At 57.2% G+C, this 26,781-nt stretch carries 26 protein-coding genes and 1 pseudogene; 17 read left to right on the forward strand and 10 right to left on the reverse strand.

The window, feature by feature from the left end; genetic code table 11:
- The first annotated feature begins 9 nt into the window (after positions 1–9).
- On the forward strand, positions 10–1,245 hold the full coding sequence (locus tag D1823_RS21510; RefSeq protein WP_117873915.1) for a Tm-1-like ATP-binding domain-containing protein: 1,236 nt from the start codon (positions 10–12) through the stop codon (positions 1,243–1,245).
- 61 nt (positions 1,246–1,306) lie between these two features.
- Here the strand turns inward: D1823_RS21510 and D1823_RS21515 are convergent, their stop codons facing one another.
- Both D1823_RS21515 and D1823_RS21520 read right to left on the reverse strand, forming a co-directional pair.
- Positions 1,307–1,774: a hypothetical protein gene (locus D1823_RS21515; protein ID WP_254683863.1), complete on the reverse strand. Its 468-nt coding sequence runs from the start codon at positions 1,772–1,774 to the stop codon at positions 1,307–1,309.
- 79 nt (positions 1,775–1,853) lie between these two features.
- Entirely contained in the window at positions 1,854–2,558 is a 705-nt protein-coding gene (locus D1823_RS21520; RefSeq protein ID WP_117873917.1) for a helix-turn-helix transcriptional regulator, read from the reverse strand.
- A 266-nt stretch (positions 2,559–2,824) separates the two neighbouring features.
- Between D1823_RS21520 and D1823_RS21525 the strand changes: the two genes are divergently transcribed.
- The 13 genes and pseudogenes from D1823_RS21525 (at position 2,825) to D1823_RS21585 (ending at position 15,742) form a co-directional block, all read left to right on the forward strand.
- On the forward strand, positions 2,825–3,625 hold the full coding sequence (locus tag D1823_RS21525; protein WP_117873919.1) for a transporter substrate-binding domain-containing protein: 801 nt from the start codon (positions 2,825–2,827) through the stop codon (positions 3,623–3,625).
- A gap of 105 nt (positions 3,626–3,730) precedes the next feature.
- On the forward strand, positions 3,731–4,360 hold the full coding sequence (locus D1823_RS21530; protein ID WP_205512024.1) for an amino acid ABC transporter permease: 630 nt from the start codon (positions 3,731–3,733) through the stop codon (positions 4,358–4,360).
- Between the two features lie 11 nt (positions 4,361–4,371).
- Positions 4,372–5,034, forward strand: coding sequence for an amino acid ABC transporter permease (locus D1823_RS21535; RefSeq protein ID WP_117873924.1), 663 nt, complete (start codon positions 4,372–4,374; stop codon positions 5,032–5,034).
- Entirely contained in the window at positions 5,031–5,753 is a 723-nt protein-coding gene (locus tag D1823_RS21540; RefSeq protein WP_117873926.1) for an amino acid ABC transporter ATP-binding protein, read from the forward strand. Before D1823_RS21535 ends, D1823_RS21540 begins: the two co-directional genes overlap by 4 nt.
- A gap of 39 nt (positions 5,754–5,792) precedes the next feature.
- A complete protein-coding gene (locus D1823_RS21545; protein WP_117873928.1) occupies positions 5,793–6,752 on the forward strand; it encodes a dihydrodipicolinate synthase family protein in 960 nt (319 codons plus the stop codon).
- Positions 6,743–7,675 carry a proline racemase family protein gene (locus tag D1823_RS21550; RefSeq protein WP_117873930.1) on the forward strand — a complete coding sequence of 311 codons (933 nt, stop codon included), beginning with the start codon at positions 6,743–6,745 and terminating at the stop codon, positions 7,673–7,675. The genes D1823_RS21545 and D1823_RS21550 overlap by 10 nt, the downstream gene beginning before the upstream one ends.
- A 66-nt stretch (positions 7,676–7,741) precedes the next feature.
- The gene (locus tag D1823_RS21555) at positions 7,742–8,992 is read left to right on the forward strand and encodes an FAD-binding oxidoreductase (protein WP_117873932.1); all 1,251 of its coding nucleotides are present in this window, start codon (positions 7,742–7,744) and stop codon (positions 8,990–8,992) included.
- A 15-nt stretch (positions 8,993–9,007) separates the two neighbouring features.
- A complete protein-coding gene (locus D1823_RS21560; RefSeq protein ID WP_117873934.1) occupies positions 9,008–10,111 on the forward strand; it encodes a cis-3-hydroxy-L-proline dehydratase in 1,104 nt (367 codons plus the stop codon).
- Positions 10,112–10,118: 7 nt separating this feature from the next.
- The gene (locus D1823_RS21565; RefSeq protein ID WP_117873936.1) at positions 10,119–11,144 is read left to right on the forward strand and encodes a proline racemase family protein; all 1,026 of its coding nucleotides are present in this window, start codon (positions 10,119–10,121) and stop codon (positions 11,142–11,144) included.
- A 315-nt stretch (positions 11,145–11,459) separates the two neighbouring features.
- Complete coding sequence (locus D1823_RS21570; RefSeq protein WP_117874114.1) at positions 11,460–12,140, forward strand: GntR family transcriptional regulator; 681 nt, start codon at positions 11,460–11,462, stop codon at positions 12,138–12,140.
- Positions 12,141–12,212: 72 nt separating this feature from the next.
- Positions 12,213–13,728, forward strand: a pseudogene (locus D1823_RS21575) (aldehyde dehydrogenase (NADP(+))).
- 59 nt (positions 13,729–13,787) lie between these two features.
- Positions 13,788–14,222, forward strand: coding sequence for a malonyl-CoA decarboxylase domain-containing protein (locus D1823_RS21580; RefSeq protein WP_254683864.1), 435 nt, complete (start codon positions 13,788–13,790; stop codon positions 14,220–14,222).
- Between the two features lie 5 nt (positions 14,223–14,227).
- Positions 14,228–15,742, forward strand: a complete 1,515-nt coding sequence (locus tag D1823_RS21585; protein ID WP_117873938.1) for a malonyl-CoA synthase — start codon at positions 14,228–14,230, stop codon at positions 15,740–15,742.
- Between the two features lie 210 nt (positions 15,743–15,952).
- On the opposite strand, the gene katG is transcribed toward D1823_RS21585, so the two are convergent.
- On the reverse strand, positions 15,953–18,133 hold the full coding sequence (katG, locus tag D1823_RS21590; RefSeq protein WP_117873940.1) for a catalase/peroxidase HPI: 2,181 nt from the start codon (positions 18,131–18,133) through the stop codon (positions 15,953–15,955).
- A gap of 107 nt (positions 18,134–18,240) precedes the next feature.
- Here katG and D1823_RS21595 point away from each other — a divergent pair, with 107 nt between their 5' ends.
- Positions 18,241–19,173: a hydrogen peroxide-inducible genes activator gene (locus D1823_RS21595; protein ID WP_117873942.1), complete on the forward strand. Its 933-nt coding sequence runs from the start codon at positions 18,241–18,243 to the stop codon at positions 19,171–19,173.
- Positions 19,174–19,222: 49 nt separating this feature from the next.
- Here the strand turns inward: D1823_RS21595 and D1823_RS21600 are convergent, their stop codons facing one another.
- The gene (locus tag D1823_RS21600; protein WP_117873944.1) at positions 19,223–19,804 is read right to left on the reverse strand and encodes a carboxymuconolactone decarboxylase family protein; all 582 of its coding nucleotides are present in this window, start codon (positions 19,802–19,804) and stop codon (positions 19,223–19,225) included.
- A 153-nt stretch (positions 19,805–19,957) separates the two neighbouring features.
- Between D1823_RS21600 and D1823_RS21605 the strand changes: the two genes are divergently transcribed.
- Complete coding sequence (locus D1823_RS21605; RefSeq protein WP_162896904.1) at positions 19,958–21,064, forward strand: hypothetical protein; 1,107 nt, start codon at positions 19,958–19,960, stop codon at positions 21,062–21,064.
- Here the strand turns inward: D1823_RS21605 and D1823_RS21610 are convergent, their stop codons facing one another.
- From D1823_RS21610 to D1823_RS21625, 4 genes are read right to left on the reverse strand one after another with little or no spacing between them, the layout of a single operon-like run.
- On the reverse strand, positions 21,065–22,114 hold the full coding sequence (locus tag D1823_RS21610) for an aromatic ring-hydroxylating dioxygenase subunit alpha (RefSeq protein ID WP_117873948.1): 1,050 nt from the start codon (positions 22,112–22,114) through the stop codon (positions 21,065–21,067). It lies immediately after the preceding gene.
- Positions 22,115–22,119: 5 nt separating this feature from the next.
- Positions 22,120–22,455 (reverse strand): carboxymuconolactone decarboxylase family protein, encoded by a 336-nt coding sequence (locus D1823_RS21615; RefSeq protein ID WP_117873950.1) that lies wholly within the window; start codon positions 22,453–22,455, stop codon positions 22,120–22,122.
- A 10-nt stretch (positions 22,456–22,465) separates the two neighbouring features.
- Positions 22,466–23,224, reverse strand: coding sequence for an amino acid ABC transporter permease (locus D1823_RS21620; protein ID WP_117874119.1), 759 nt, complete (start codon positions 23,222–23,224; stop codon positions 22,466–22,468).
- Between the two features lie 9 nt (positions 23,225–23,233).
- Positions 23,234–23,974 (reverse strand): amino acid ABC transporter ATP-binding protein, encoded by a 741-nt coding sequence (locus D1823_RS21625; protein WP_117873952.1) that lies wholly within the window; start codon positions 23,972–23,974, stop codon positions 23,234–23,236.
- Positions 23,975–24,095: 121 nt separating this feature from the next.
- Here D1823_RS21625 and D1823_RS21630 point away from each other — a divergent pair, with 121 nt between their 5' ends.
- Entirely contained in the window at positions 24,096–24,866 is a 771-nt protein-coding gene (locus D1823_RS21630; RefSeq protein ID WP_117873954.1) for a transporter substrate-binding domain-containing protein, read from the forward strand.
- A 53-nt stretch (positions 24,867–24,919) separates the two neighbouring features.
- Here D1823_RS21630 and D1823_RS21635 read toward each other — a convergent pair whose 3' ends face one another.
- Together D1823_RS21635 and D1823_RS21640 are read right to left on the reverse strand one after the other, a co-directional pair.
- Positions 24,920–25,528 carry a helix-turn-helix domain-containing protein gene (locus D1823_RS21635; RefSeq protein WP_117873956.1) on the reverse strand — a complete coding sequence of 203 codons (609 nt, stop codon included), beginning with the start codon at positions 25,526–25,528 and terminating at the stop codon, positions 24,920–24,922.
- A gap of 78 nt (positions 25,529–25,606) precedes the next feature.
- Positions 25,607–26,746 (reverse strand): aminotransferase class I/II-fold pyridoxal phosphate-dependent enzyme, encoded by a 1,140-nt coding sequence (locus D1823_RS21640; protein WP_117873958.1) that lies wholly within the window; start codon positions 26,744–26,746, stop codon positions 25,607–25,609.
- Between the last annotated feature and the right edge of the window lie 35 nt (positions 26,747–26,781).

Consider the following 26,781-nt stretch of genomic DNA (forward strand, 5'->3'; position numbering starts at 1 on the left):
GAGGCACCAATGGCCAAAAAGACAATCCTGCTGATTGGTACTTATGACACCAAAGAGCCCGAGATGCGGTTCATCGAAAAGGCGGTCAGAGCGCAGGGTGCCGACGTCCTGACCATGGATGTCTCGGTTCTGGGTGATCCGTCCGATCCAACTGATATCTCAAAGCACGACGTGGCCGCAGCCGGTGGCATGACCATTGAAGAAGTCATCGCGCAAGGAGACGAAAACAAAGCCTTTCGCGCAATGTCGGCCGGGGCAGCAAAGGTCGTTGCAAAGGCTTATTCAGAAGGTCGGTTTGACGGAATGCTTGCCACGGGTGGAACCATGGGCACGGACCTTGCGCTGGATTGTGCGCAGGCGCTGCCGATGGGCGTTCCCAAATACATCGTATCAACGGTCAGCTTCTCACCTCTGATTCCTCCGCATCGGCTTGCACCTGACATTCAGATGATCCTCTGGGCCGGCGGCCTGTATGGCATGAACTCGATCTGCAAGTCTTCGCTCAGCCAAGCTGCCGGGGCCGTCGTGGGCGCAACCAAAGCGGCGACCGCCCCCGATCGCAGCAAACCTCTGATCGGTATGACCAGCCTTGGTTCGTCCTGCCTGCGTTACATGAAAACTCTGAAACCGGCATTGGAAGACCGCGGGTTTGAAGTGGCCGTGTTCCACTCTACCGGCATGGGCGGCATGGCTTATGAAAAACTGGCAGGCGAAGGCGCGTTTGCCTGCGTGATGGACTTCTGCATGCAGGAATTCGGCAACCTGATGGCGGGTTCCGTTGTCTCCAGCGGCGATGACCGTGTCACCAATGCCGGACGTGTAGGAACACCACAGATGGTGGCCCCAGGTGCGCTGGATCTATTGGACTTTGCGGGTTGGCAGGATATCCCCGAGCAATACGCTGATCGCCCGTTCCATGAACACAACCGCCTGATCAAAAGCTCGGTCTTCAACGGGGCTGAACGACGTTCCTGGATTCGGGAACTCACGAACCGGCTGGAAGCCGCAACCGGGCCCGTGCATTTCTTTTTGCCCGTTCAGGGCGTCGAGGATTGGGACAAGGAAGGCGAAGAAGCGCATGATCCAAAGGCACTGGCCGAAATGGTGGATGAAGCGCGCAAGGTCATGCCCGGTCGGGTGCCGATGACAGAACTGGACGTTCACATCAACGACGCGGCTTTCTGCGAAGCAGTTCTGTCCCGGTTTGACAGGTGGGTTGAAACCGGGGTTGTCAGAACAGACTGAACGCCATTGGAAGTAGTGGGAAAGGGGAAAAAGACACCCTGCGCATTGTCTGATAAACGTATTATGGGACCTGGCCGGATTTGTGCGGCTTGATTCTGTGAAACTCTGGCACCCAGTCTTCAGACGGACGGTTCCAGAACTTGTTGGGGTTGTCTTCGTCCATCCCGGCCCGGTGCAAGGTGCGCCACGCGGACCGGATCAGAATGACCGGCTCTTCATAGGGATGCTGTGCAAAAAGCGTTTCCACAACGTTTTTAACGATTTGATGATCGGCAACGAAGAACGAGAGTTCGACGCAAGGCACTTCGACCACTTGATCGGTCGCAGCGTTTCGCCCTCCCGGTAAGGAACGAAACCGTTGAGTGCCGACCTCAGTCTGAAAAGAAACATGGTCGTAGTCGCCATAGTCAAGCGCGGTCACCTGGTAAACAGCCTGAAGCAGAGCTTTTGCATGTGGTTGCGGAACCTGCACGGTAATTTCGAAACCCGCTTCGAGGTCGAAACGATTGGATTGGATTTGCCAGATCATTGTGTCCCCTTAGTTTTGGCAAGTCATGGTCGGGGACACCGGCCTTCGCTACTATGAACAGTTCGCCTCCGGCCGAAGTTCAAGTGACTTCAAAGCTACGAAACAACATGTCTTTGGAGATGCCAAAATACAGCTCGAAAGCAGCAAGACCTTTCGGCTCGATGTACAAAGCCCTGCCGTTGCGCGGGCGGGTTACCCATTTCCTTGACAGTGCCTGATCGAGAAGATTGACCCCGAACGGCCCGGAAAAATGGTGGCGACGCTCGGACCAGTCCAGACAGCATTTGACCGGTAGAGATGATGCAGCGTCAGACAGAATTCCAATACGCTTCAGATGCGCACCTCCGCTTTGGGTCAGGCGCGCGCTTGTCCCTTCGACAGACATCCAGCCTTGGTCCACAAGTCGCCGGGCCAAGACGACTCCAAGACGACCGGCGATGTGGTTGTAACAGGTCCGCGCCACCAAATCAGGCGGACATTCCCCGTTTCGACCTCTGTACAGATGATCGGTGGGCGACAATGCAGACAGCTGTTCAAGAGTTTCCGCGACCTCATCGCTGGCGATGCGGTAATAGACGCACCGTCCGCTTTTCTCGGCGACGATCATATCTGCACCCCGAAGTTTCGACAGGTGCTCACTTGCGGTGTTCGGGGCGATCCCGGCAACGGATGCCAGTTCTTTTCCGGTGTGCGCCCGACCATCCATCAACTCGCACAGAATGCGGGTCCTGCTTGAATCCGCAAGTGCAGCGCCGACAATATTCAGCCTGGGTTCATATGACATGCCGCAGCTTAACCGAAACAACCTGTTTGGCACATGTTTCGTTGTTCGGTGATTGTCGAACTGAACGAGGAACGGAGGTCATTGAGTTTGGATCGAACAGCGAAACCTCAAGACAATCAATGAGCGACCAGGCGTTCTTTGAATAATTGTTCCGTCCGATAGCCGGGTAGAGGCGCATGCCGATTAGGCCCGATAGAACTTTTTTGTGGATGTTGGATACAATATCCGTTATTCGTGTTCACATCTTTTGATTCAGGGAGGATCACATGCTCAAGAAACTCGTCGCACTGGCGGCCTTCACTACTTTCACAACAGGCCCTGCGATGGCGGACACGCTCGACGATGTCGTGGATCGCGGCACTCTTCGATGTGGCGTTGTTCTGGACTTTCCGCCGATCGGGTATCGCGACGCCAACAACGAACCGGCGGGTTTTGACGTGGAATACTGCAATGATCTGGCTGCGGCGCTTGAAGTTGAGGCGGAAATCCTGCCTTTGACCTGGGCCGAGCGCCTGCCGGTCATCGTGACCGGGCGCGCAGATGTCGTGTTCGGTGCGACCTCGGACAGCCTCGAACGGGCGCGGACCGTAGGCTTTTCCATTCCCTATGCAATCTACTACGCGCAGGGCGTCGTGAACGCGGACAGTGGGATCGAAACCTTCGAAGACATCCGCGGTAAACGGGTCGCCGCCGCGATTGGCACAGTGCCAGAGCAGGAATGGCTAAAGATCGCTGCCGAATGGGGTGAAGAAGGCAACTATCAGGGCTACCAGTCGGAAAACGAGGTGTTTCTGGCGGTCGCACAGGGCAAGGCCGATATCGGTATCACCACCAACACCGCCGTTCTGCCGATCACCCAGCAGTATGAAACCGTGCTGGCCGGTCCGCGTATGCCCTGGACCACCGATTACACCTCGGTCGTTGGCAAAAGACAGGACGTCACCTGGCTGAACTTCCTGAACCTGTTTGTTACACATCAGGCGCGTTCGGGCCGTTATCAGGAACTGTGGGGCAAATATGTCGGAGGCGAAACACCCGAGCTGCGCATTCCCGGTGTGATGTACTGATCCCACTCCCAAACACTCTTTCGCCGGGCTTCTGCCGGGCGAAAGAGCTGGGTAACTTCGGAAAAGAAACCTGTGTTCGATTATAACTTCCACTGGCGGCCGGTCATGAAAAGCCTGCCGGACTTGCTTGAGGCATCGCTGCTGACCTTGCAAGTCGCGGTAATGGCGATGATCCTCGGCATCATCATCGGCCTGTGTCTGGCATTGACGCGCATGCACCTGAAGGGGCCGATGTATTGGTTTGCTTCAACCTGGGTCGAACTGGCACGTAATACACCTGCTTTGTTCCAGCTGTTCTTTTTCGGCTTTGGGCTTGGCGCATTCGGCCTGCACCTGTCGCCTTACTTCATTGTGCTGGCCGCGTTGACATTCAATTGTGCCGGCTATCTGGCCGAGAACTTTCGCGGAGGCTTTCAGGCCGTTCCCGAGACTCAGTTACGCGCCTCTCGTTCTCTGGGCATGACTGCGTGGCAGGCTTACACACGCGTGGTGATCCCACAGGTGTTTCGCATTGTCTATCACCCAATCACCAACCAGATGGTCTGGGCCGTGCTCATGTCATCGCTGGGCATGCTGGTCGGCTTCCGGGAACTGTCAGGAGAGACGCAGTTCTTTGCCTCACGCACCTTCCGCATCTTCGAATATTTCGCCGTCACGGCGGTCATCTACTACGTGATCGTCAAAATCATTCTCGGAGCCTCACGCCTGCTGGCGACCCGGCTCTTTCGCTGCTGAAGGACGCTCGGATGCAACCCACTGTCAGCTTTTTCAGCAGCTTCAACATCAATGATCTGTGGTTTCTGGCCGAAGCCGCCCTGCGGACACTCTGGATTTCAGTTCTGTCAATAACCATCGGAACGTTTCTTGGAGTGGTGTGCGGGTGGATCCTTTACGAAGGCAAACTGGCAGCCACCCTGACAGTGGCCCCGTTTCTGGACATTTTTCGTTCGGTGCCGTTGATCATCCAACTGGTGCTGTTCTACAACTTTGCGCCCATTGTCGGGCTTAACCTAGACCCGTTTGCCTCGGGCGTGGTGATCCTGTCGATCTACACTGCGGCTTTGGTTGCGAATGTCGCGCGCGGCGGGATCGAGGCCGTCGGCGCGCCGATGCGCCGTGCCGCGCGCAGTCTGGGCATGACCTATTGGCAGGACTTGCGCTATGTCGTCTTCCCTATCGGCGGACGCGCAGTGTTCCCGGCATGGGTCGGTGTTGCACTGGGTGTGATGAAGGACAGCGCATTGGTGTCGGTATTGGGCTACGTCGAATTGCTCAAGGCTAGCCAGATCCTGATCACCCGAACGCAGGAACCCTTCTTGATCCTGACAATCGCGGGCGCGTTCTACTTCGCGCTCAGCTATCCAATTTCGCGCTATTCCGCGTCTCTTGAAAAAAGGTGGGCCCAATGATCGAAATTCGCGACCTGCACAAGTATTTCGGCGCGCTGCATGTGCTGAAAGGTATCGATCTGGATGTGCAGAAAGGTGAGGTCCTGTCGGTGATCGGCGCGTCGGGTTCCGGCAAATCGACCCTTCTCTATTGCATCAACGGGCTGGAACTGATCCAGCAAGGCTCGGTCAGGGTCGATGGCACCGATGTTCATGCGAAGGGCACCGACATCAACAAGCTGCGCACAAAGCTGGGGATGGTATTTCAGCAATGGAACAGCTTTCCCCACCTGACAGCGCTGGAAAACGTCGCGCTCGCCCCCAAAATCGTCAAAAGATTGTCAAAGCAAGAGGCCCGTGATGTCGCGGCCAAACAACTGACCCACGTCGGCTTGGGCGAAAAGCTCAACGCCTACCCCTCGGCCCTGTCCGGCGGCCAGCAACAGCGTCTGGCCATCGCCCGCGCGCTGGCGATGGAACCGGAATACATGCTGTTTGATGAGGCGACGTCGGCGCTGGATCCCGAACTGGTGGGCGAGGTTCTCGACACGATGCGCCTTTTGGCCGAAGAAGGGATGACCATGATCTGTGTCACGCACGAGATGGGTTTCGCACGCGATGTATCGGACCGGGTTGCTTATTTCCATCGGGGTGTGATGGAAGAGATTGGCCCACCCGGGCAAGTATTCGGTGATGCGCAATCCGAAAACACCCGTAAGTTCCTGGCCAATGTGCGCTAAGTGCACCGGTCCCCTGAAACAACGAGGAAGATCAACTTCATGTCCAAGAATATCTTCACCGGCACCATGCCAGCCCTGATGACCCCCTGCAAAGCCGACCGGACACCGGATTTCGATGCTCTGGTCAAAAAGGGCAAGGAAATGATCGAGGCAGGCATGTCGGCCGTCGTGTATTGCGGCTCTATGGGCGACTGGCCGTTGCTGTCAGTTGCCGAACGCATGCAAGGCGTCGAACGCTTGATCGAGGCAGGCCTGCCCGTTGTCGTCGGCACAGGTGCGATAAACTCGAAATCTGCCGTGGCCTTGGCTGCGCATGCGCAAAAGGTCGGCGCGGCAGGGCTTATGGTCATCCCACGTGTGCTGTCGCGCGGATCGTCCATCGCGGCACAGCGTAACCACTTCAAGGCAATCCTGTCAGCGGCGCCGGATATCCCGGCTATCATTTACAACAGCCCCGTTTACGGCTTCGCCACCCGCGCCGATTTGTTCCTGGAATTGCGTGCGGATCATCCGAACCTGGTTGGATTCAAGGAATTCGGCGGCAAAAGCGATCTGCGTTATGCGGCGGAACACATCACCTCGAAAGATGATCAGGTGACACTGATGGTGGGCGTGGATACCGAAGTTTATCATGGCTTCGTCAATTGCGGCGCCACGGGTTCGATTACCGGTATCGGTACCGCCTTGCCCAAAGAGGCACTTCTGCTGGCTGCCCTGTGTCAGAAAGCGGCGGCGGGTCATACCGAAGCGCGCCTGCGCGCGCGTGAGCTTGAAGAAGCCTTTGGCGTGCTGGCCAGCTTTGACGAAGGCACCGATCTGGTGCTGTACTACAAACACCTGCTGGTCCTGAACGGCGAAGAGGAATACCGTTTGCACTTCAACGAAACCGACGAACTGACCGATGCCCAGCGCAACTATTGCGAACAGCAATACAGCCTGTTCCGCACCTGGTTTGCCGACTGGTCCAGCCAGGGTGGGGTCATCGCTGAATGCATGTGATCGACAGCCATACCGGAGGCATGCCCACGCGGGTTATCCTGGACGGCGGCCCCGATCTGGGGTCGGGCCCGCTGGCCGAGCGCGCACAACGCCTGGCCACCGAGCATGAGGCTTTCTACAAATCGGTCCTTCTGGAGCCGCGCGGTCAACCCGGCATGGTCGGGGCGCTTCTTGTCACCCCGGAAACGTCAGGCTGTGAGACCGGCGTGATCTATTTCGATGCCGACGCCGTTTTGGGCATGTGCGGCCATGGCACCATCGGGCTTGGGGTCACTCTGGCGCATCTGGGCCGGATTGGGCCGGGGACGCACAGGGTTGAAACGCCGGCCGGCGTCATCTCGGTTGACCTGTTGGACGCCAACACCGTGCGCGTCACCAATATCGAAAGTCGCCGGGTCAGGGCCTCTGTATCTGTTGATGTCGACGGCCATGGAAAAGTGACCGGCGATCTGGCCTATGGTGGCAACTGGTTCTTCATTGTCGATCCCAGTCCGATAGAAGTGAACCCCGGCAACATCCGAGCCCTCACCGACCTGACCATTGCAATACGCGAAGCCTGCATCGCGCAAAACCTGCGTGGTGAAAACGGGGAACCGGTGGACCACGTGATCTTGCAGGACAAATCCCCTGACGAAAACGTTCACAGCCGGAACTTTGTCCTGTGCCCGGACGATCAATACGACCGATCCCCGTGCGGGACCGGCAGTTCGGCGCGTCTGGCTTGTCTGGCGGCGGATGGGGTTCTGGTTCCCGGAGTAGAGATCGTGCAGGAAAGCGTGATCGGCAGTTCTTACCGACTAAGCTATCAGCCCGGCCCCAATGGCGGCGTCATCCCGACCCTGACCGGGCAGGCCCATATCATGGCCCAGGGCAAAATGATTTTCGCGCAAAACGATCCGTTCCGCAGTGGGATCCTTCTTTGACAAAACTATCGGGGATTGGCGCAATCCGGCCCCCGGTACCGAACCACAGTTTGAAAAGATCTGGCCATGCTGCAAGACAACCTGACGGATATTGTTGTGATCGGCGCTGGTATCATTGGGATCAGCACGGCACTGGAATTGCAAAAGCGCGGCAAACAGGTTCTGGTGTTGGATCGCGAAGGCGTAGGAGCTGGTGCCTCGAAAGGGAATGCCGGAGCTTTTGCCTTTACCGACATCGTGCCGTTGGCCACCCCCGGGATCATGCGCAAAGCTCCGAAATGGCTGTTTGATCCATTGGGTCCGCTTTCAATCCCCCCCTCTTACGCTTTGAACATCGCACCGTGGATGCTGAGGTTCTGGCGGGCCAGTTGGCAGGATCGCTATGCTGCTGCTCGGTCTGCACAGGCTGCTTTGATGGATCACAGCCGCGCGGCGCTGGAACGCCAGATTGCGGATGTCGACGGCGAAGCGCTAATGCAACGCGAAGGCCAGTTGCAGTTGTTCGAAAGTGAAGGCGAATTCCGCGCCAGTCTTCCCACGTGGGATATCCGCAAGGATCACGGCATCCCCTTTGACCTGCTGGACAGCCCCGACGCGATTGCGGAAATCCAGCCTGGGCTTCACCGACGATTTACCCACGCGGGATTTACGCCCACCTGGATGAACACGGTCGATCCGGCCAGTTGGACAAGACATTTGGCCACCCGGTTCACTGCGCGTGGCGGTCAGGTTGAAATCGCGGCAATCAACGCGCTCACACCGATGGATGCAGGCGTACACCTGACGACTTCGATCGGTGAAATTGATGCAAGACACGTGATCGTGGCCGCCGGGGCCTGGTCTCACCAACTCGCGAAAACCCTGGGCGATCGCATCCCTCTTGAAACCGAGCGCGGTTATAACACCACCCTGCCCGAAGGGGCCTTTGACCTGCGCACCCATCTGACCTTTGGTGGACATGGGTTTGTGGTGACACGGATCAACGGCGGTGTGCGCATCGGTGGTGCGGTCGAGTTGGGAGGGCTGGAACTGCCGCCCAATTACAAGCGGGCCGACACGCTGCTGGCAAAGGCCGGGCGCTTCATGCCTGATCTGAACCTAGAAGGCGGTACGCAATGGATGGGGTTCCGGCCATCGCTTCCCGACAGTTTGCCGGTGATCGACCGCTCGGCCCGTGCGTCACAGGTTTTTTATGCCTTTGGACACGGACATCTGGGCCTGACGCAATCCGCAGGCACGGCGGATCTGGTCGCGGATCTGGTCACGAACGCCAAGCCCGCGCTCGACATGAAGCCTTACGCATCCACACGCTTCTGATCTGGAGAACATCACATGAAAATCACCGCACTGAACGTATATCAGGTGGATCTGCCGCTGAAGGAAGGTCGTTACAACTGGTCCAATGGCAACTATGTCGAAGTCTTCGACAGCACCGTTCTCGAGATCATCACGGATGAAGGTCTGAAGGGTTATGCCGAATGCTGCCCGCTGGGATCGGCTTATCTTCCGTCCTTCGCACTTGGCGTCAGGGCCGGGCTGGCCGAATTATCGCCACATCTGATCGGGCAGAATCCGCTTAATATAGGCCAGATCAATCGCACCATGGATGCTGCCCTGCGTGGCCACCCCTATGCCAAGGCTCCTGTTGATATTGCCTGCTGGGATCTTCTGGGCAGGGCGACAGGGCAACCGCTTTACACCCTTCTGGGCGGCGCGGCACAGGAGGATGTGGTGCTTTATCGTGCGATCAGTCAGGAAGCGCCGGACATCATGGCGCAAAAGATCGAAGGCTATGCAGCTGAAGGCTACACGAAGTTTCAACTAAAAGTGGGCGGCGACGCCAATGACGACATCGACCGCATTCACGCCACCCGCGCGGTTCTGAAAAAGACCGATCTTCTGGTGGCAGATGCCAACACTGGCTGGACCCGGCACGAGGCTGCTCGTGTCGTGGGCGCGGTCTCGGGTCTGGATGTCTATGTGGAACAACCCTGTTTGACCTATGAGGAATGCGTTTCGATCCGCCGCCGTACTGCGCTGCCGTTCGTGATGGATGAGGTCATCGACACTTCCAACACATTGGTTCGCGGCATTGCCGAAGACGCTATGGATGTGATCAATCTGAAAATCTCCAAAGTCGGTGGTTTGACCAAGGCAAAACTGATGCGGGATCTCTGCGTGGCGCACGGTATTCCCATGACCATCGAGGACACATGGGGCGGCGACATCACCACAGCCACCATCGCCCATCTGGCACGGTCAACACCGTCCGAGTTCACGTTCTCGGCCACCGATTTCAATTCCTATGGTACCGTGGACATCGCCGAAGGCGCACCAAAGCGTGTCAATGGCCGGATGACCGCAGCAGATCGTCCCGGTCTGGGCGTGACACCGATCTTCGACGCGCTGGGTGCCCCTGTCGCGCAATATAGCTGAGGTAAACATGCGCAGCAGCAAAACCGTACATGTGATCTCGGCCCATGCCGAAGGTGAGGTTGGAGATGTCATCGTCGGAGGTGTCGCCCCACCGCCGGGCGACACTCTCTGGGATCAGCGAAGCTTCATCGCGCGGGATCAAACCCTGCGCAACTTTGTTCTGAACGAACCGCGCGGCGGTGTGTTCCGGCATGTCAACCTTCTGGTTCCGCCAAAACACCCCGAGGCGGACGCCGCCTGGATCATCATGGAACCCGAAGACACGCCGCCCATGTCGGGGTCCAACTCAATCTGTGTCTCAACCGTATTACTGGATAGTGGGATCATTCCGATGAAAGAGCCGGAAACTCATATGGTGCTGGAGGCACCGGGAGGGCTGGTCCGGGTACGTGCGGAATGCCGCAATGGCAAGGCACAACGCATCTTTGTCCAGAACCTGCCCAGCTTTGCCGACAAGCTGTCGGTCCCGCTCGAGGTATCCGGACTGGGCACGATCACGGTAGATACCGCTTATGGCGGCGACAGCTTTGTGGTCGTCGATGCGCAGACGCTTGGGTTTGCAATCGTCGATCATGAGGCCCGCGACATAGCCCGGTTGGGGGTAAAGATCACAAACGCCGCCAATGAACAGCTTGGGTTTTCTCATCCCGAGAACCCGGACTGGGATCATATATCGTTCTGCGCCTTTTGCGGCCCGCTGAGCGAGACGGAAACCGGTCTAAGCGGCAAGTCCGCCGTGGCGATCCAGCCGGGTAAGGTTGACCGTTCGCCGACGGGTACCGCGGTGTCTGCCCGCATGGCGCTGATGGCGGCCAAAGGGTTGATGAAACCCGGCCAGACCTTCGAGGCGGTTTCGATCATCGGATCACGATTTACCGGTCGGATCCTTGACACTGCGCAGATAGGTGGCCGCCCGGCAATCGTTCCTGAAATCAGCGGTCGCGGTTGGATCACCGGAATTCATCAGCACATGCTGGACCCTGACGACCCGTGGCCGGGTGGTTATCGACTGTCTGACACCTGGGGTGTCTGAGATCTGGTGTCGCGCAATTTTCGTTGATGGCAAAGTCTGCATATCCGCGACCCGAGTTTGGTAATTTGGGATAACTCAAGGCCCTGGCCGCCGATAACCGTCCCACCAACACTTGGGGTTAAGGACGGTTGATCTTGTTTCAAACCTGCTTGCCTTCACTTTGACAGAGGTGGGATTGATACATCCTGGATGATGGATTCATCACCAGATCCATACTTTTCAAACGCTCTGAAATGGGTCGAAATCCAAGTTCGGCTTGGAAAAGTCGGTAATTACGGGTAATTGTATCCAAAAAACCGCGGCGGGATATTGGAAATGGCAGGAAAACGCGCGATCACGAAACAAAGCCTACCGGACGTCATCGCAAATGATCTGCGTGAACGTATCCTGAGCGGCGAACTCGCCGAAGGTGAGACGATCCGGCAGGAAGCACTGGCCGAGGAATATGATGTCTCGCGTATGCCAATCCGCGAGGCGCTGAAACGCCTGAATGCCGAAGGCCTGGTACAATGGGCCAACAATCGCGGCGGCTCGGTGACCAAACACTCCCTCGACGAAATCGGTGAGATTTTCGATCTTCGCATCCTGATCGAAGTGGATCTGTTTCGCCGAGCCATCCCTAATATGGGCCCAAGGGAATTTGCTCGTTGCGACGAGATCCTCAAACAGATGGAAGCGTCATACGATGAAAATGACGTCGGCAAGTGGGGGATATTGAACTATCAATATCACTCGGCGCTTTATGCGGCTTCACAGCGGAAGCTGACCAACGAATTGCTGGACCGCGTCAACCTGCAATCGGATCGCTATGTAAGGATGCACCTGAGCGTGATGAAACAGCGCGAACCCGCAAAAAAGGAACATCGTGATCTGTTGCGGCTGGCCCGGGAAGGCAAGGTGGACAAAGCATGCGAGGTCTTGACGCAGCACATACGCCGGACGAAGGAACAGCTTCTGGAAATGATCGCCTCGAAGCGCGGGACAGACGAACCCTAGGGCGGTCTTGCATGTCCTGTCATTTTGGATACATTATCCATTAGACTGGACATCATGAAATACGAGGCCCAAATGAACTTTACTCCGCATGGCAAGCATCTGATCGCAGGCAATTGGATTGCAGGTGACGATTTCTTTGCATCACAACCCGCACATGGGCTATCGCATGACTATTCGAAAGGTCGCATTTCAGACGTCGATGCCGCTGCGCAGGCCGCGGAAGATGCTTTTTGGAGTTATGGCTATTCCACTCGGGAAAAACGTGCTGCCTTCCTGAACACCATTGCCGACGAGATCGAAGCGCGCGCCGATGCAATCACCGAGATTGGCACACAGGAAACCGGCCTGCCCGAAGCTCGGTTGCAAGGTGAGCGAGGCCGCACGTCGGGGCAGCTAAGGCTGTTTGCAACGCATATCATCAGCGGCGATTATCTGGACCGGCGCCACGACGGCGCGCTGCCGGACCGTGCACCCCTGCCCCGGCCCGGTCTGAAAATGATCCAGCGTCCGATCGGCCCGGTTGCAGTGTTCGGCGCATCAAATTTCCCGTTGGCATTTTCCACCGCCGGGGGGGGACACCGCCGCCGCACTGGCTGCCGGCTGCCCGGTTGTCGTCAAAGGCCACAGCGCCCATCCTGGCACCGGCGAGATCATCGCTGAAGCAATCTTCGCTGCTGCTCGCCGTTGCAACATTCATCCCGGTGTTTTCAGCCTGATCCAGGACGGCGGGCCGGCTGTGGGTTCAGCCTTGGTGCAGCACCCTCTGATCAAGGCAGTCGGGTTCACCGGGTCGCTTACGGGCGGTCGCGCCCTCTTCGACCTGTGCGCCGCGCGCCGCGAACCGATTCCGTTTTTTGGTGAGCTTGGATCGGTCAACCCCATGTTCATTCTGGATGCGGCACTCGCGAACCGGGGCGAAGACATCGCCAAAGACTGGGCCGGATCGCTGACCATGGGCGCAGGTCAGTTCTGCACCAACCCGGGCGTCGTGGTGATACCGGCAGGTGAAGCAACAGACCGTTTCGCCGAGATCGCACGGACCGCATTGACCGAAGTTCCGGCGCAGACCATGCTGACCGACGGCATCGCCGAAGCCTATCGCAACGGTCAGGCCCGCGTCGCGGAAACCAGTGGCGTTCAGGAGATTCTGACGTCGAAATGCGACCAGCGCAACGCAGCCCCCTTCCTTTACCGAACAAGCGCCGCGACATGGCTGGCCAACGAAACCCTCGCAGAAGAGGTGTTTGGCCCGTTGGGCATCATCGTTACCGCCGAAACATCGGACGAGATGCGCGACGTCGCGCGCAGCTTGCACGGTCAGTTGACCTGCACGCTGCAAATGGACGAGGCCGACATGGACATGGCCCGGTCCCTGCTGCCGATCCTTGAACGCAAAGCCGGGCGCGTGTTGTCCAATGGCTTCCCCACGGGGGTCGAGGTGTGCGACAGCATGGTCCATGGCGGCCCCTACCCGGCTTCGACCAATTTCGGTGCCACATCTGTCGGCACATTGTCGATCCGACGTTTCCTGCGTCCTGTTTGCTATCAGAACCTGCCGGATGCCTTGTTGCCGGAACGATTCTCGTAGAGCTTCGGGGGAACGCCCGCTCGCCGACACTCTGAGAGCAATAAGCACTGCAGAGGCTGGTGGTTGCATTTGAAGCCAACCGTCAGCCTCTGACGAGCGATCTTGGTTCATCCTTTCTGTTTCAGCGCCCGCGTAAAAAGGATGGGGCAGAACCGCCACCTTTAAGCCTGCATGTTCAACCACGGTATTCTGGTGTTGCGTCCGATCAAATGAGAGCTTTGGCACCGAATTGCTTGAAGAACGGCAAAGGAAAAGGGAGCACGCCCTTCGATCCGATTGCGCAGTTTCATTTGGGTAACAGTGCGCTTGCTCATTCGCTGCATGCCAACGCAGACACCGCCCAGTGCGTTGGCACCATGGTCAACTACCTGTATGATTTGACCCGCGCGGCCCTGAACCACAAACAATTCGCCAACACCCATGAGATGACCGCCTCCACCGAGACAAAATTCTCCGCTGCATCCACCTCTCTCTCCATGCTTCAAGAAAGGTAAACCTGATGGCTAACCCCCTCTATGACGGCCTGTTCGGCATTCATGCTGGCAAAGGCACACCTTTTTTGCGGCTGCTGGATGGGACAACAATCACCCATCAGGGCTTTCTCGGCAACGCGGCGCAGATCGCGCATGTCGCCACGCGTCTGGGTCTGAATCCCGGTGATCGCGTTGCGGCGCAGGTTGAGAAGTCACCCGAGGCGCTGGCGCTTTATGCAGCTTGCGCCCAAGCCGGTCTGGTGTTCCTACCGCTCAATACCGCCTACACGGTAGATGAATTAACCTATTTCATAGAAAACAGTGGAGCCGCACTGATTATCTGTGACGCTAAAAGTGAGGAAAAACTCATCCCTGTCGGCGCGCAGCTGGGGGCGCGAATAGAGACCCTGAACGCGGATGGCAGCGGGTCCCTGACAGATCAGGCCGCAACCATGCCGACAAGTTTCGAAACCGTCGCCCGCGATGGCGAGGACCTGGCCGCGTTCCTCTATACATCGGGAACCACAGGCCGGTCCAAGGGGGCCATGCTGACCCAGAATAATCTGCTGTCGAATGCACGGACACTGATCAAGGAATGGCGCTTCACCTCGCAGGATGTGCTGCTGCATGCCCTGCCAATCTTCCACACCCACGGGCTGTTCGTCGCGACCAACATCATGCTGGCCGCGGGCGGATGCATGATCTGGCTACCAAAATTCGATCTGGATCAAATCATAGACAATTTGCCCTATGCCACGTCGATGATGGGCGTCCCAACCTTCTATACGCGCCTATTGGACGACCGCAGCTTTACCAAGGAACTGGCCACCCATATGCGCCTGTTCGTATCGGGATCGGCACCACTGCGGGCGGAAACCCATGTGCAGTTCGAGAAACGAACGGGTCATCGCATCCTTGAGCGCTACGGCATGACTGAAACCAACATGAACACGTCAAACCCTTATGACGGCGATCGGCGCGCCGGAACGGTTGGGCACCCGCTACCCGGGGTCGAACTGAAGATCTGTGATTCAGACGGCAATACCCTGCCCGTGGGCGAGATCGGCGAGATTGAGGTGCGTGGGCCCAACGTCTTCAAAGGCTATTGGCAGATGCCTGAAAAAACCGCTGCCGAACTGCGCGACAACGGCTTTTTCATCACCGGTGATCTTGGCCGCATCGACGACGATGGCTACGTCCATATCGTTGGTCGCAACAAGGATCTTATCATTTCGGGCGGTTACAACATTTACCCCAAAGAGATCGAGCTGGTTCTCGATGATCAACCCGGAGTATTGGAAAGCGCCGTGATCGGCGTGCCGCACCCAGATTTCGGTGAAACGGTTGTTGGTATCATCGTGGCAGAGCCCGGCCAGACTCCCGATCCGGATGCGATAACAGAGGCGGTTCGTGAAGGTCTGGCGCGGTTCAAGCATCCGCGCAAGCTGATCGTTGTGGATGAACTTCCCTGCAACACGATGGGCAAGGTTCAAAAGAACGTTTTGCGTGACCGATACAAAGACATGTTCATGGCCGTGTGAGTGAGTCTCCGCAAAACGGAAATCTACGGGCCCTGAGCCGAACTGGGCGTCGTGATCGGCAAAGACGCAAAAAACGTGACAGCATCCGAAGTGGTGTATCGCGTCGACAACGGTCTGTCGGAGCATGATTGCGGCATAGCGGGCATTAGCGGATGCAGCCCCCTGAAAAGATAATCAGGCGAGGGTGTCCTCGCCTGATTTTTTCATGTGTCAGGCAACCAGATCGAACCGGTCGTTGTTCATGATTTTGGTCCATGCCGCCACAAAGTCGCGTACGAACTTCTCGGCGTTGTCGTTCTGAGAATAAACCTCTGCATAACCGCGCAGGATCGAGTTCGAGCCGAAGACCAGATCTGCGCTGGTTGCGGTGAACTTGACCTCACCCGAGGCGCGGTCGCGCAGTTCGTAGGTTCCGCCGTCAACCGGATGCCAGCTCAGCGCCATATCCGTCAGGTTGACAAAGAAGTCTGTTGTCAGCTGACCCAGCCGGTCAGTGAAGACACCATGTGGCGATCCGCCATGGTTGGCACCCAGCACACGCAGGCCACCGACCAGAACGGTCATCTCGGCTGCGGTCAGACCCAGCAGTTGCGCGCGATCCAGCATCATTGCCTCAGGAGATACTGCGTATTCCTTCAGTTGCCAGTTGCGGAATCCGTCGGCCAGCGGCTCAAGCACAGAGAAACTGTCCACATCGGTCTGCTCGTCCGACGCGTCGCCGCGACCGGCCGAGAACGGAACCGCCACGTCAAAGCCTGCGGCCTTGATTGCCTGTTCCAGTCCGACATTGCCCGCCAGAACGATCACGTCGGCAATCGAGGCACCGGTTTCCGCTGCGATCGGCTCCAGCACACCCAGCACTTTTGCCAGACGCTCGGGCTCGTTGCCTGCCCAGTCCTTTTGCGGCGCCAGCCGGATGCGCGCACCATTTGCGCCACCGCGTTTGTCCGAGCCACGGAAGGTACGGGCACTGTCCCAGGCTGTGGTGATCATCTCGACTGCGGTCAGGCCGCTGTCTGCGATCTTCGCCTTGACGGCATTTATGTCATAATCTGTCGAACCAGCCGGGATCGGATCCTGCCAGATCAGGTCTTCTGACGGCACGTTTGGACCATAATAGTTGACGCGCGGACCCATATCACGGTGAGTCAACTTGAACCAGGCACGTGCAAATGTATCGGCAAAATAGTCCGGATCCGCCATGAACTTCTGACAGATCGCGTTGTAGATCGGGTCGACTTTCATCGCCATATCCGCATCAGTCATCATGGGCATGCGACGAACAGACGGGTCGGTCGGGTCGACCGGCTTTTCGTTTTCGGGCATGTCGACGGGCTGCCACTGATGGGCGCCGGCGGGCGATTTGCCCAGCTCCCACTCGTAGCCGAACAGGTAGTCGAAATAGCCCATGTCAAACTTCAGGGGCTCTTTCGTCCACGCCCCTTCGATCCCAGAAGTAAAGGCGTTGGTCGCTTTACCGTTCTGATCAGGGTTCTCCCATCCCAGACCCTGACTGGACACGGGGCAGGCTTCGGGCTCGGCGCCGATATTGTCGCCTGGCATCGCACCATGGGCCTTGCCGACCGTATGACCACCGCAGGTCAACGCCGCAGTCTCTTCGTCATCCATCGCCATACGGGCAAAGGTTTCACGGATATGCAGCGCGGTTTTGGCCGGATCCGGATTGCCGTTCACGCCTTCGGGGTTCACATAGATCAGGCCCATATGCACCGCACCCAGAGGGTTTTCCAGCGTACTGGGAGTTTCCAGATCGCCATATCGGTTCTCGGACGGGGCCAACCACTGGTTTTCCGACCCCCAGTAAACGTCTTTCTCCGGGCCCCAGATATCCTCGCGACCAAATCCGAAGCCAAAGGTCTTCAGCCCCATGGCTTCATATGCAACGGTTCCCGACAGAACGATCAGGTCAGCCCAAGAAAGCGCGTTGCCATATTTCTTTTTCACCGGCCACAACAGACGCCGGGCTTTATCCAGGCTGGCATTGTCCGGCCACGAGTTCAGCGGCGCAAACCGGATGTTGCCCGAACCGGCGCCACCTCGACCATCCCCCAGACGATAAGACCCGGCCGAGTGCCACGCCAGACGGATCATCAGGCCACCGTAGTGACCCCAGTCTGCCGGCCACCAGTCCTGACTGACAGTCAGCAGCGCCTCGACATCGGCGCGAACCGCCTTGAAGTCCAGCCCTTTGACCGCTTCGCGGTGGTTGTAATCCGCATCCATCGGGTTCGTGCGCGTGTCGTGCTGGCTCAGAATGTCCAGATTCAGCGAATCCGGCCACCACTTGGTAACGGAATTGCCCGTTCCAGTATTGCCGCCATGCATGACAGGGCAGCCGCCGGATTGGTGATTGTGGGGGGTACCGTCCATTGTAAATCTCCTGAGTATTTACCTAGGGGTTCAGATATCTTGACTCGTACCTTACAGCTTCGATAATTGGAAATTTGTAATTACTATCGTTGCGATTAGTTTTTCATATGAAAGCACTCACGCTTAAACACCTGCGCTATTTCGAGGCGCTCGCCACGCACGGCCACTTTGGAAAGGCCGCCGCGGCCAGTGCGATATCGCAGCCCGCGCTTTCCATACAAATCAAAGAGCTGGAAGCAATCATGGGTGGGCCGCTGGTCGAACGCGCGGCCCGTCAAACCCGCCTGACAGCACTTGGCGAAGACGTGCTGAAACATGGCCGCGAAATCCTGACCCGGGTCGAGGATTTGGGGAATTTGGTGCAATCCCCCTCAGGCCCCTTGTCCGGCCGCATCAGAATCGGGGTCATTCCCACGGTTGCACCTTATTTGCTGCCCTCGATCATCAAAGCTTTGTCGCAACGTTTCCCGCAACTGACCATCGAACCAAAGGAAACGATAACCAAGACGTTAATCGGTGAAATACTGGATTCAAAACTGGATTTTGGCGTCGTTGCCCTGCCTGTCTCGGAACCCAACCTCCGAGAATTCTCGCTGTTCAACGAAGACTTTCTGCTGGTTCGCCCGGCGCAGGATGCCAAGCTGCCGATGCCAAGTTCCTCGCAGCTCAGAACCATGCGCCTGCTTTTGCTGGAAGAGGGGCATTGCTTCAGGGATCAGGCCCTGTCCTTCTGCTCAATCCGCAATATCGAACCGCAGCACATCATGGAGGGCAGTTCGCTTTCCACACTGGTTCAGATGGTCGGCGCCGGCATCGGTGTAACTCTGATACCGGAAATGGCGGTTGGGCTGGAAACCCGATCCGCGGATGTGTCCATTTCCCGGTTTCAGGACACACCGCCAACGCGGACGATTGGTCTGATCTGGCGAAAGACCAACCCGCTTAGCGAAAATCTATTGAAGATCGGCGCAATCATCCGCAAAACAGCGGAAGAAAACACGTGGGGCATGAAACCACCGCAACCCAAAGCTATCAGCTGACCCCCCAAAACGTTGTTCCACGGCACGGAGCCAAACCCGCCGCAACCCATCAGTCGTCACCCGTATAAAAGCCGATCACATCATTCTCGGTCGTTGCGCCAAGACCGTTCAGCAATCGGTTGGAATAGTTGAAATAGGCGCAGACCTGGTTGACCTCCAGGATCTCTCCGTCTTCACAGCCTGCGATCTTGAGCACTTCGAAGTCGGACTTGACCATTTTACCGACATCCGTCGTCAGCTTGGCGGCATAGCGCAGCAGCGCCAGTTCTTTACCTTCGAATTCATCCTCGGGCCGATGGGCCTTGAGCGCGACAAAAATCCGGTCGCTGTGCGGCTGGTCCTTCAGCAGGTTGCGCACGTTCATGAAGTGATGGGTCAGTGAATAGGTGCAATTATTCAGGATCGAAGTATAGCTGGCGACAACCTCGAGAAACCAGAATGGCAACTGGTTGTCATCGGAATGCAGGACCGAACGATACAGCGTCACATGCCCGGCCATCGTTTCGGGGCGCAATGAATGCACACGCATGACCGTGTCAACCGTGCCATGAGGGGTGCGGGCCTTGTCCAGCAACTCTTTCAGGCGGCCGTCGGCCTTGCCGTCCGAGATCATCTCGATCCAAGCACTCATTTCTATGTCTCCTGTCCTGTTCGGGCCCAGCTTATGAACAAAGCCCCCAAGCATGTGAGTTAATTTTTTTCTTAAGGTGAAATTTTTTCTGGATCACAGAAACATGAAAGATGTAAAACACCAACGCGGGGGATTTGTTGAGGATCAGCGGAAATGCACAGTCCAGAGCTCATGGCGGGTGCTGAAAACCTGTTGTTCAGATGCGGTGGCCTGACGGCGGGCGACCAGTTGCTTGTGGTCTGCGAAGATGCGGCCAACGGTTATTATGATGCCGAGATCACAGGGGCTATCGTCGACTGTGCCCGACAAAACCGGATCAAAACCGCAGTTCGAACTCTCCCATTCGAACCCATGGGTCCCTTGGTGCCTGAAGAGCTGAAATCGGTGATGAAGTCGGCGGACTGCACCCTGTTTCTGTCCCGCACCGGCGATCAGATAAGGTTCGACGCGGGCATGGAGGACGTCCGGCCCATCATGTCGTATGCGCTGGACGCCGGAATGCTGGCGTCGGGTTTCGGGCGAGCCAACTACACCGGGTTCGTCGAGCTGAAAAACGCTGTCAACACGCTGCTAACCAACGCCGGGCGCATCCACGTGACCTGCCCGCTTGGCACCAACTTCGCTGGCCCGGGCGCCGCCTTCCCGCCATCAGGTGCCACGGATGTCAGCATCACGCGTTTTCCGATGTCGGTTTTTGCCCCGGTTCCCGCGCAGGGGTTCTCTGGTGTGCTGGTTCAGGACGGGTTTCTGGTCGGCACCGGATCGAAGTTCTATGAACCATACGGCTGTGACCTGCGAGAACCGCTGACCATCCGGTTCGAAAACAACCGCCTGACCGGTTTTGACGGCCATCCCATGGATGTGCATTGCGCGCAGATGCATTACGAAAAGGTCGGTCGGATGTTCGGTCTTGATCCCCTGACCATGCATTCCTGGCACGCAGGTATCCATCCGGGCTGCGCCTATACCACCCCTGCCCAAAGCAGCTTTGAACGTTGGAGCGGATCTGCCTTTGGCAATCCGCGCCTGCTGCACTTTCACACTTGCGGGCATTATGCGCCGGGTGAGATTTCACTCAACGTGCTGGATCCCACGATCCGGGTGGATGGTGTTGCAATCTGGGATACCGGTGTTCTCCGGGCCGATCTGTTGCCAGGTGGAACGGAAATCCTAGAACAGTATCCCTGTATCAAAGCGGTGTTCGACGACCCGGCCCGACACGTAGGCCAGAGCGCGAACGGGCGCTTGTCGGCCGGTTGATCAGCCAGCCTCCTGCGCAATCAGTTTTGCAACCCGCGCGCGGAAGCGCATCGCGCCCGCGTCCAGCCCGAGGTTGATATAGCCGGTCTTGCGCCGTGCCATGCCTGTTTGGACGTATTCCAGAACCTCTTTGTCCTCGTTGAAGGCCATGATCGCGCCCTCAAACATGCGCTGCGACATGGCTGCGTCATCCGCGTGCATGTTGCGGTGCTGGAACCAGAAATACCGAGAGGTTTCCGCATCGACCGGCGTGATGAAATTGTACGAAATGTTCACAAAGGCATTGGGCGACATCGGTCGATCCGCCCCGCCCTCATCCGTCGGAGTGTAAACGGACATGTTGATCGCCGTGGACGGCAGACGGCATTCGTAATGCTGCTTGCGGTCACAACTTGGCCCAAACGGCAGTATCGGCGCGTAGTAGGGCGGCGCGGGTTCGTCCGCGATCCAGCGCGAAACAATGACACCGCTTTCGGTTTCTTCAAGATCCAGCGGGCGGTTGTCGGTCCCTGCCCCGGCAAACGAGGTCAGATGCACCCAGGCCACATGGCTTGGATCCAGCAGGTTGTCGATGATGTAAAGGTAGTGGCACGCCATCTCCATCGCTCCGGTCCGGGTCTTGCCCCAGGACGGGTTGTCGAAATTGGGGATATCGATGATATCGTCAGTGCTGGCGTTATCCGGGTCTCCCATCCAGAGCCACAGAAACCCCCAGCGATCTTCGGCCGGGAAGGCATGCACGGCGGCGCGGCGCGGAGGATTGTCCAGCTGTGTTGGGGCGCTGACGCATTCACCGCCGCAGCCGAAAGTCAGACCGTGATAGCCGCAAACCACATGGTCCCCTTCAATGGTGCCCCGAGACAGCGGCAGCTTTCTATGCGGGCAAGCGTCCTCCAACGCGATCGCTTTGCCTGTTGTGTCACGATAGACTACTATCTCTTCGCCCAGCATTCGCACGGCGCTCAGGCTGCGGCCAAAATCCTCGGACCGTCCGGCGACATACCAGCTGTTGCGAACAAACCCCTCTGCTCCGGCCAGATCAGGACGCATGTTTCTTACTCCGAAAACACATCAAAAGCCTTGAGCGCCTTGGCGCTATACGCATAGGACGGCCCTCCGCCCATATAGGTGGCCATGGCCAACGCCTCGCACATCTCTTCGCGGGTAGCGCCCAGCCGGACCAGCGAACGCACATGAAATCCAATGCAACTGTCGCAGCGGGTCGCGATCGCAATGCCAAGCGCCATGAACTCCTTGGTTTTCTCGCTCAGCGCTCCATCGGTCTTGGCGGCCTTTCCCATGATGCCAAAGCCGCGCACTGTTTCAGGCACCTCCTTTGAAAAGGCCCCGATATTGGCCTCGGTCTCGGCCATGAAATCTTTCCAGTCCATTTTTTACTCCTTATCCGCGCTCGTCCGCGCCCATGCGACGCTCCAGCCAGCGCACCCCGGCTGAGATGATCAGAACCAGGATCAGATACTCGAAAATCAGCAGGGTATAGATTTCCAGTGGGCGGTATTCCGTCACCACCAACTCATTCGCGCGGCGGGTCAGTTCCTGCATCCCGATGACGCTGGCGAAGGCGCTCATCTTGACGATGTAGATGAACTGGTTTGCCAGCGGCGGCAGAATACGCCGGATTGCCTGTGGCAGGATCACGTAGCGCATGGTCTGCACATAGTTCAGCCCAATGGTTTGCGCCGCCTCGCGCTGGCCTCGGGCAATGGATTGAATCCCCGCGCGGTAGATTTCGGCAGTAAAGGCACTGTCAGAAATCGCCAACGTAAGGATCGCACCCCAAAAGGGATCAATGGGGATGTTCACCCCCATGGACTGAAACACGATCGGCAAGCCGTAAAACACCCAAAACAACATCGGCAGCAGAGGGATGGCGCGGATGAACTCCACGTAAATTCGGTTAAGCATCCGCCAGCCGCGTTTCTCGGACAACCCCGGCAAGGCGACCAGCAGCCCGATGACGATCGAAATAACGGCAGCGATCAACGAAATCTGGATCGTCGCGCCCATGCCCGAGATCAAGAATTTCACATTGGTCCAACCCGACGCCGTGGTCGGATCGATCACGTACCAGCCCCAGGTCTGGGACGACGAACATCCTGCCAGCAGAAAAAGTGGAAGAATCAGAAGAGTTTTTTTCATCGGCTCCACTCAGTGCTGCAAAATCTGGCTGAGGAATTGGCGGCACCGTTCGGATTGAGGTGCCGTGAAGAAATGTTCGGGGTTGCCTTCCTCGACAATTTCGCCTGCATCCATGAAGATCATCTTGTCCGCCACCTTGCGGGCAAATCCCATCTCGTGCGTGACAACCACCATGGTCATGCCCTCATTCGCCAGTTCGACCATCACATCCAGCACTTCCGAAATCATCTCGGGGTCCAGCGCCGAAGTGGGTTCATCAAACAACAAGACGCGCGGCTCCATGCACAGGGATCGCGCTATGGCGACGCGTTGCTGCTGACCGCCCGACAACTGAATGGGCTTTTTTTCGGCCTGATCGGGAATATGCACCCGATCCAGATAATGACGTGCTTTTTCCTCTGCCTCTTTGCGGCTTAGACCGCGCGCTTTGACCGGGCCCAAGGTCAGGTTCTCCAACACGGTCAGATGAGGGAACAGGTTGAATTGCTGGAACACCATGCCGACCTCGGACCGGATTCTGGCCACGGATTTTGCCTCATCCGTCAACTCGATCCCATCTACGCGAATGGTTCCTTTCTGGTGCTTTTCCAACTGGTTGATACATCGCACAACAGTGGATTTTCCTGACCCGGACGGTCCGCAGATCACCACCTTTTCGCCGCTGTTAACTGTCAGATTGATATCTTTGAGAACGTGAAACGTGTCGAACCACTTGTTCACGCCCACAAGTTCGATTGCGGCGTCTGGCATAAGCTGAGCTGCCCCTGTTTTAGTCCCAGTATAATATTTTCTTGAGGTTATCTTTCCCTTTGGGCTTAAATCAATGAAGAATACGGCCACAAGGTCGAAACGCCACCAACGGGAGAAACCTATGAACACTTTTTGGAAAGCTGCGGCAGCCGCTGCGCTTGGGCTTGTATTGTCAGGCGCTGCGAACGCGCAATCTGCACTGAACGAGGTGCTGGATTCCGGCGTGCTCAAGGTTGGCACCACGGGCGATTGGAACCCCATGTCCCTCCGCGACCCTGCAACCAACAGCTACAAGGGGTATGACATCGACATCATGAACGAGCTGGCCGCCGATCTGGGTGTTGAGGTCGAATATGTCCCTACCGACTGGAAAACACTGGTCAACGGTGTTGTGGCAGGCAAGTATCACCTGACCGGGTCAGCTTCGATTTCGCCACCGCGTATGAAGGTCGCGGGCTTTTCCGACAGCTATATTTCAGTGGAGCTCTTCCCATACACGACGAAGGATAAGGCCGACAAATTCGACGGTTATGACTCGATCAACCAACCCGGCGTGACGGTTGCAACGACTTTGGGCACCACATTCGAAAAACGAGTCCGCGAGTGGTTCCCGAATGCTGAGATCAAGGTGGTCGAGGCGCCGGCCCGCGGTTTTCAGGAAGTAATCGCCGGTCGGGCCGACGTGTTCATCACGTCGAACATCGAAGGTTCGACCCTGGAGGAAAAGTTTCCCATAGTACGCGTCAAAAACGCGGGCCCCCGTTCGCCGTCGCCCATCGCGATGATCCTGCCGCAGGCGGATCAGGTCTGGATAAACTATGTGAACAACTGGATCGAAGTGAAAAAGGCACAAGGGTTTTTCGAAGCAAATCGCAAGAAATGGGGTCTCTGACCCTTTTCACATTGCTTTGTTCCCCGAACGCCCGGCCCTGTTGCCGGGCGTTTTCAATTGTCGCCCGACACGGCTTTGGAAACCACGGTGACAAAGCTGACCTTGTCTGTTTTCAACTCGATCGGCCCGTGGGTGGCATTTGAATCAAAACTCAGGCTGTCGCCCGGACGCATATGATAAGCTGCTTCACCGCAACCATAGACCATCTCACCAGCTGTAACATGGATGAATTCGACACCCTGGTGTTGGTAAAGCGGACGTTCGTCCAACGGGCCTTCCAATGTAACGCTGAAACTCTCGAAACTGACATGTTTTGCTTCCGCCCGACCGATCAGCTTGTAACTGTGCCCAAAACCACTGCCCAACCGTTGAACGGTTACGCCTTCGCCTGCGGCCACAAATGACACGTCCGTGCGTTCGACCGTGCCGGCGAAAAAGTTGATCAGGGGAACGCCAATCCCTCCTGCCAAGGCCTCAAGCGTCGCCAGTGAAGCAGACACCTGACCGCGCTCGATCTTGGAAATCATCGCCGTAGATACACCGGACCGCTGAGACAATTCGGCCAGAGTCAACCCTGTCAGCGTCCGGTGAGTCTTAACTGCTGACCCGACCAGTTGATCCAGAGGCGGTTTTTCGGCGGAAAGAACAGGTGAATCTTCCATTTGCGAAGCCTATCGACGCGAATGAAAAAGGCAAAAGAAATGTCATCGAACCACTCGCATAAATTCGACGGCAACCCCTTAACCTCCGTTCAGAATGTCTCCTGTAAGATCATTCAACTTTGCCAGCCCGTCCCGCAAATGATCTTCGGGCAGGGCCGAGCTGAACCGAAAATGATTCTCGACCCCGAACCGCGACCCAGGAATGACCAACACGTCTTTCTCGCGCAACAGGCGCATGCTGAAATCCTCCGATGCGATCGGTAGATTGAACCGCACGAACGACATGGCCGACGCCTGAGGTGGTACAACGGAAAACACCCCCTGATGCCGCGCCAGTTCTTCCGTCAGAACGTCAAACCCCGTGCGGATCAGACGGCGCGCGCGAGCTTTCAGTTTGGATCGCGCTGGTTCGGCAAGTGCCTTGTCCGCCAGTTCCATCGACAACATGGATGCCGCGATCGAAGCATATTCGTGCCGCCGCCAGCATTGCTGAATAATATCTTCCGGCCCCACAAGCCAACCCAGCCTCAGACCCGGAAGTCCATAGGCCTTGGACATGGAGTTCACCACAAGAACCCTGTCCGTACTCCCCCAGAAGGAGGGCGTTTCAGTATCTCCTTCCCGCTCGGTTCCAGCATATACCTCGTCCGAAACAATCCAGGCGCCGACTCGCTCGGCTGCCGACACGATACGCGCGCGGTCCGCTTCGCCCAGAATTCGGCCCGTTGGATTGTTCGGATTGACCACATGAATGATGCGGGTCCGGTCATCGACGGCCCGCTCAAGCGCCTCGGCGTCAATGCCCCACCCTGCGGATTCGATCAGATCGACCCAGCGCACCTCGTTTCCACGATTGGCGGCGTTTCCTGAAATCTGCTCATAGGTCGGTCGAAAACACACAACATTGTCGCCGGGCCCTAACACCGTATTGGTGACCAGAGTGTTCGCTTCGGTTGCCCCGACCGTGACCATTACCCCATCCGGAGAAGCCCCCGGGTAAAAATCTGCGATGGTTTCGCGCAGGGATTGCTTTCCATTGACTTGCGGGTAATCGATCATCGTGGTCAGCAGAGTATCGAGATCAATCTGTGCCAGATCCATCAATCCCTGGAGCGACATAGGGTGTACGCCGCTTTCCGAGAAATTGAAGACCACTCCGTGCTCTGTGTCGGATAGGAACTGTTCGACCTGAAAAGGCTGAAAACTCGGGTTGATCATGACTCATCCTTTGTTCGGGTGGGCTTCGTGCTCGT

The sequence above is a fragment of the Ruegeria sp. AD91A genome, assembly GCF_003443535.1.
In the GTDB taxonomy this organism is placed as follows: Bacteria; Pseudomonadota; Alphaproteobacteria; order Rhodobacterales; family Rhodobacteraceae; genus Ruegeria.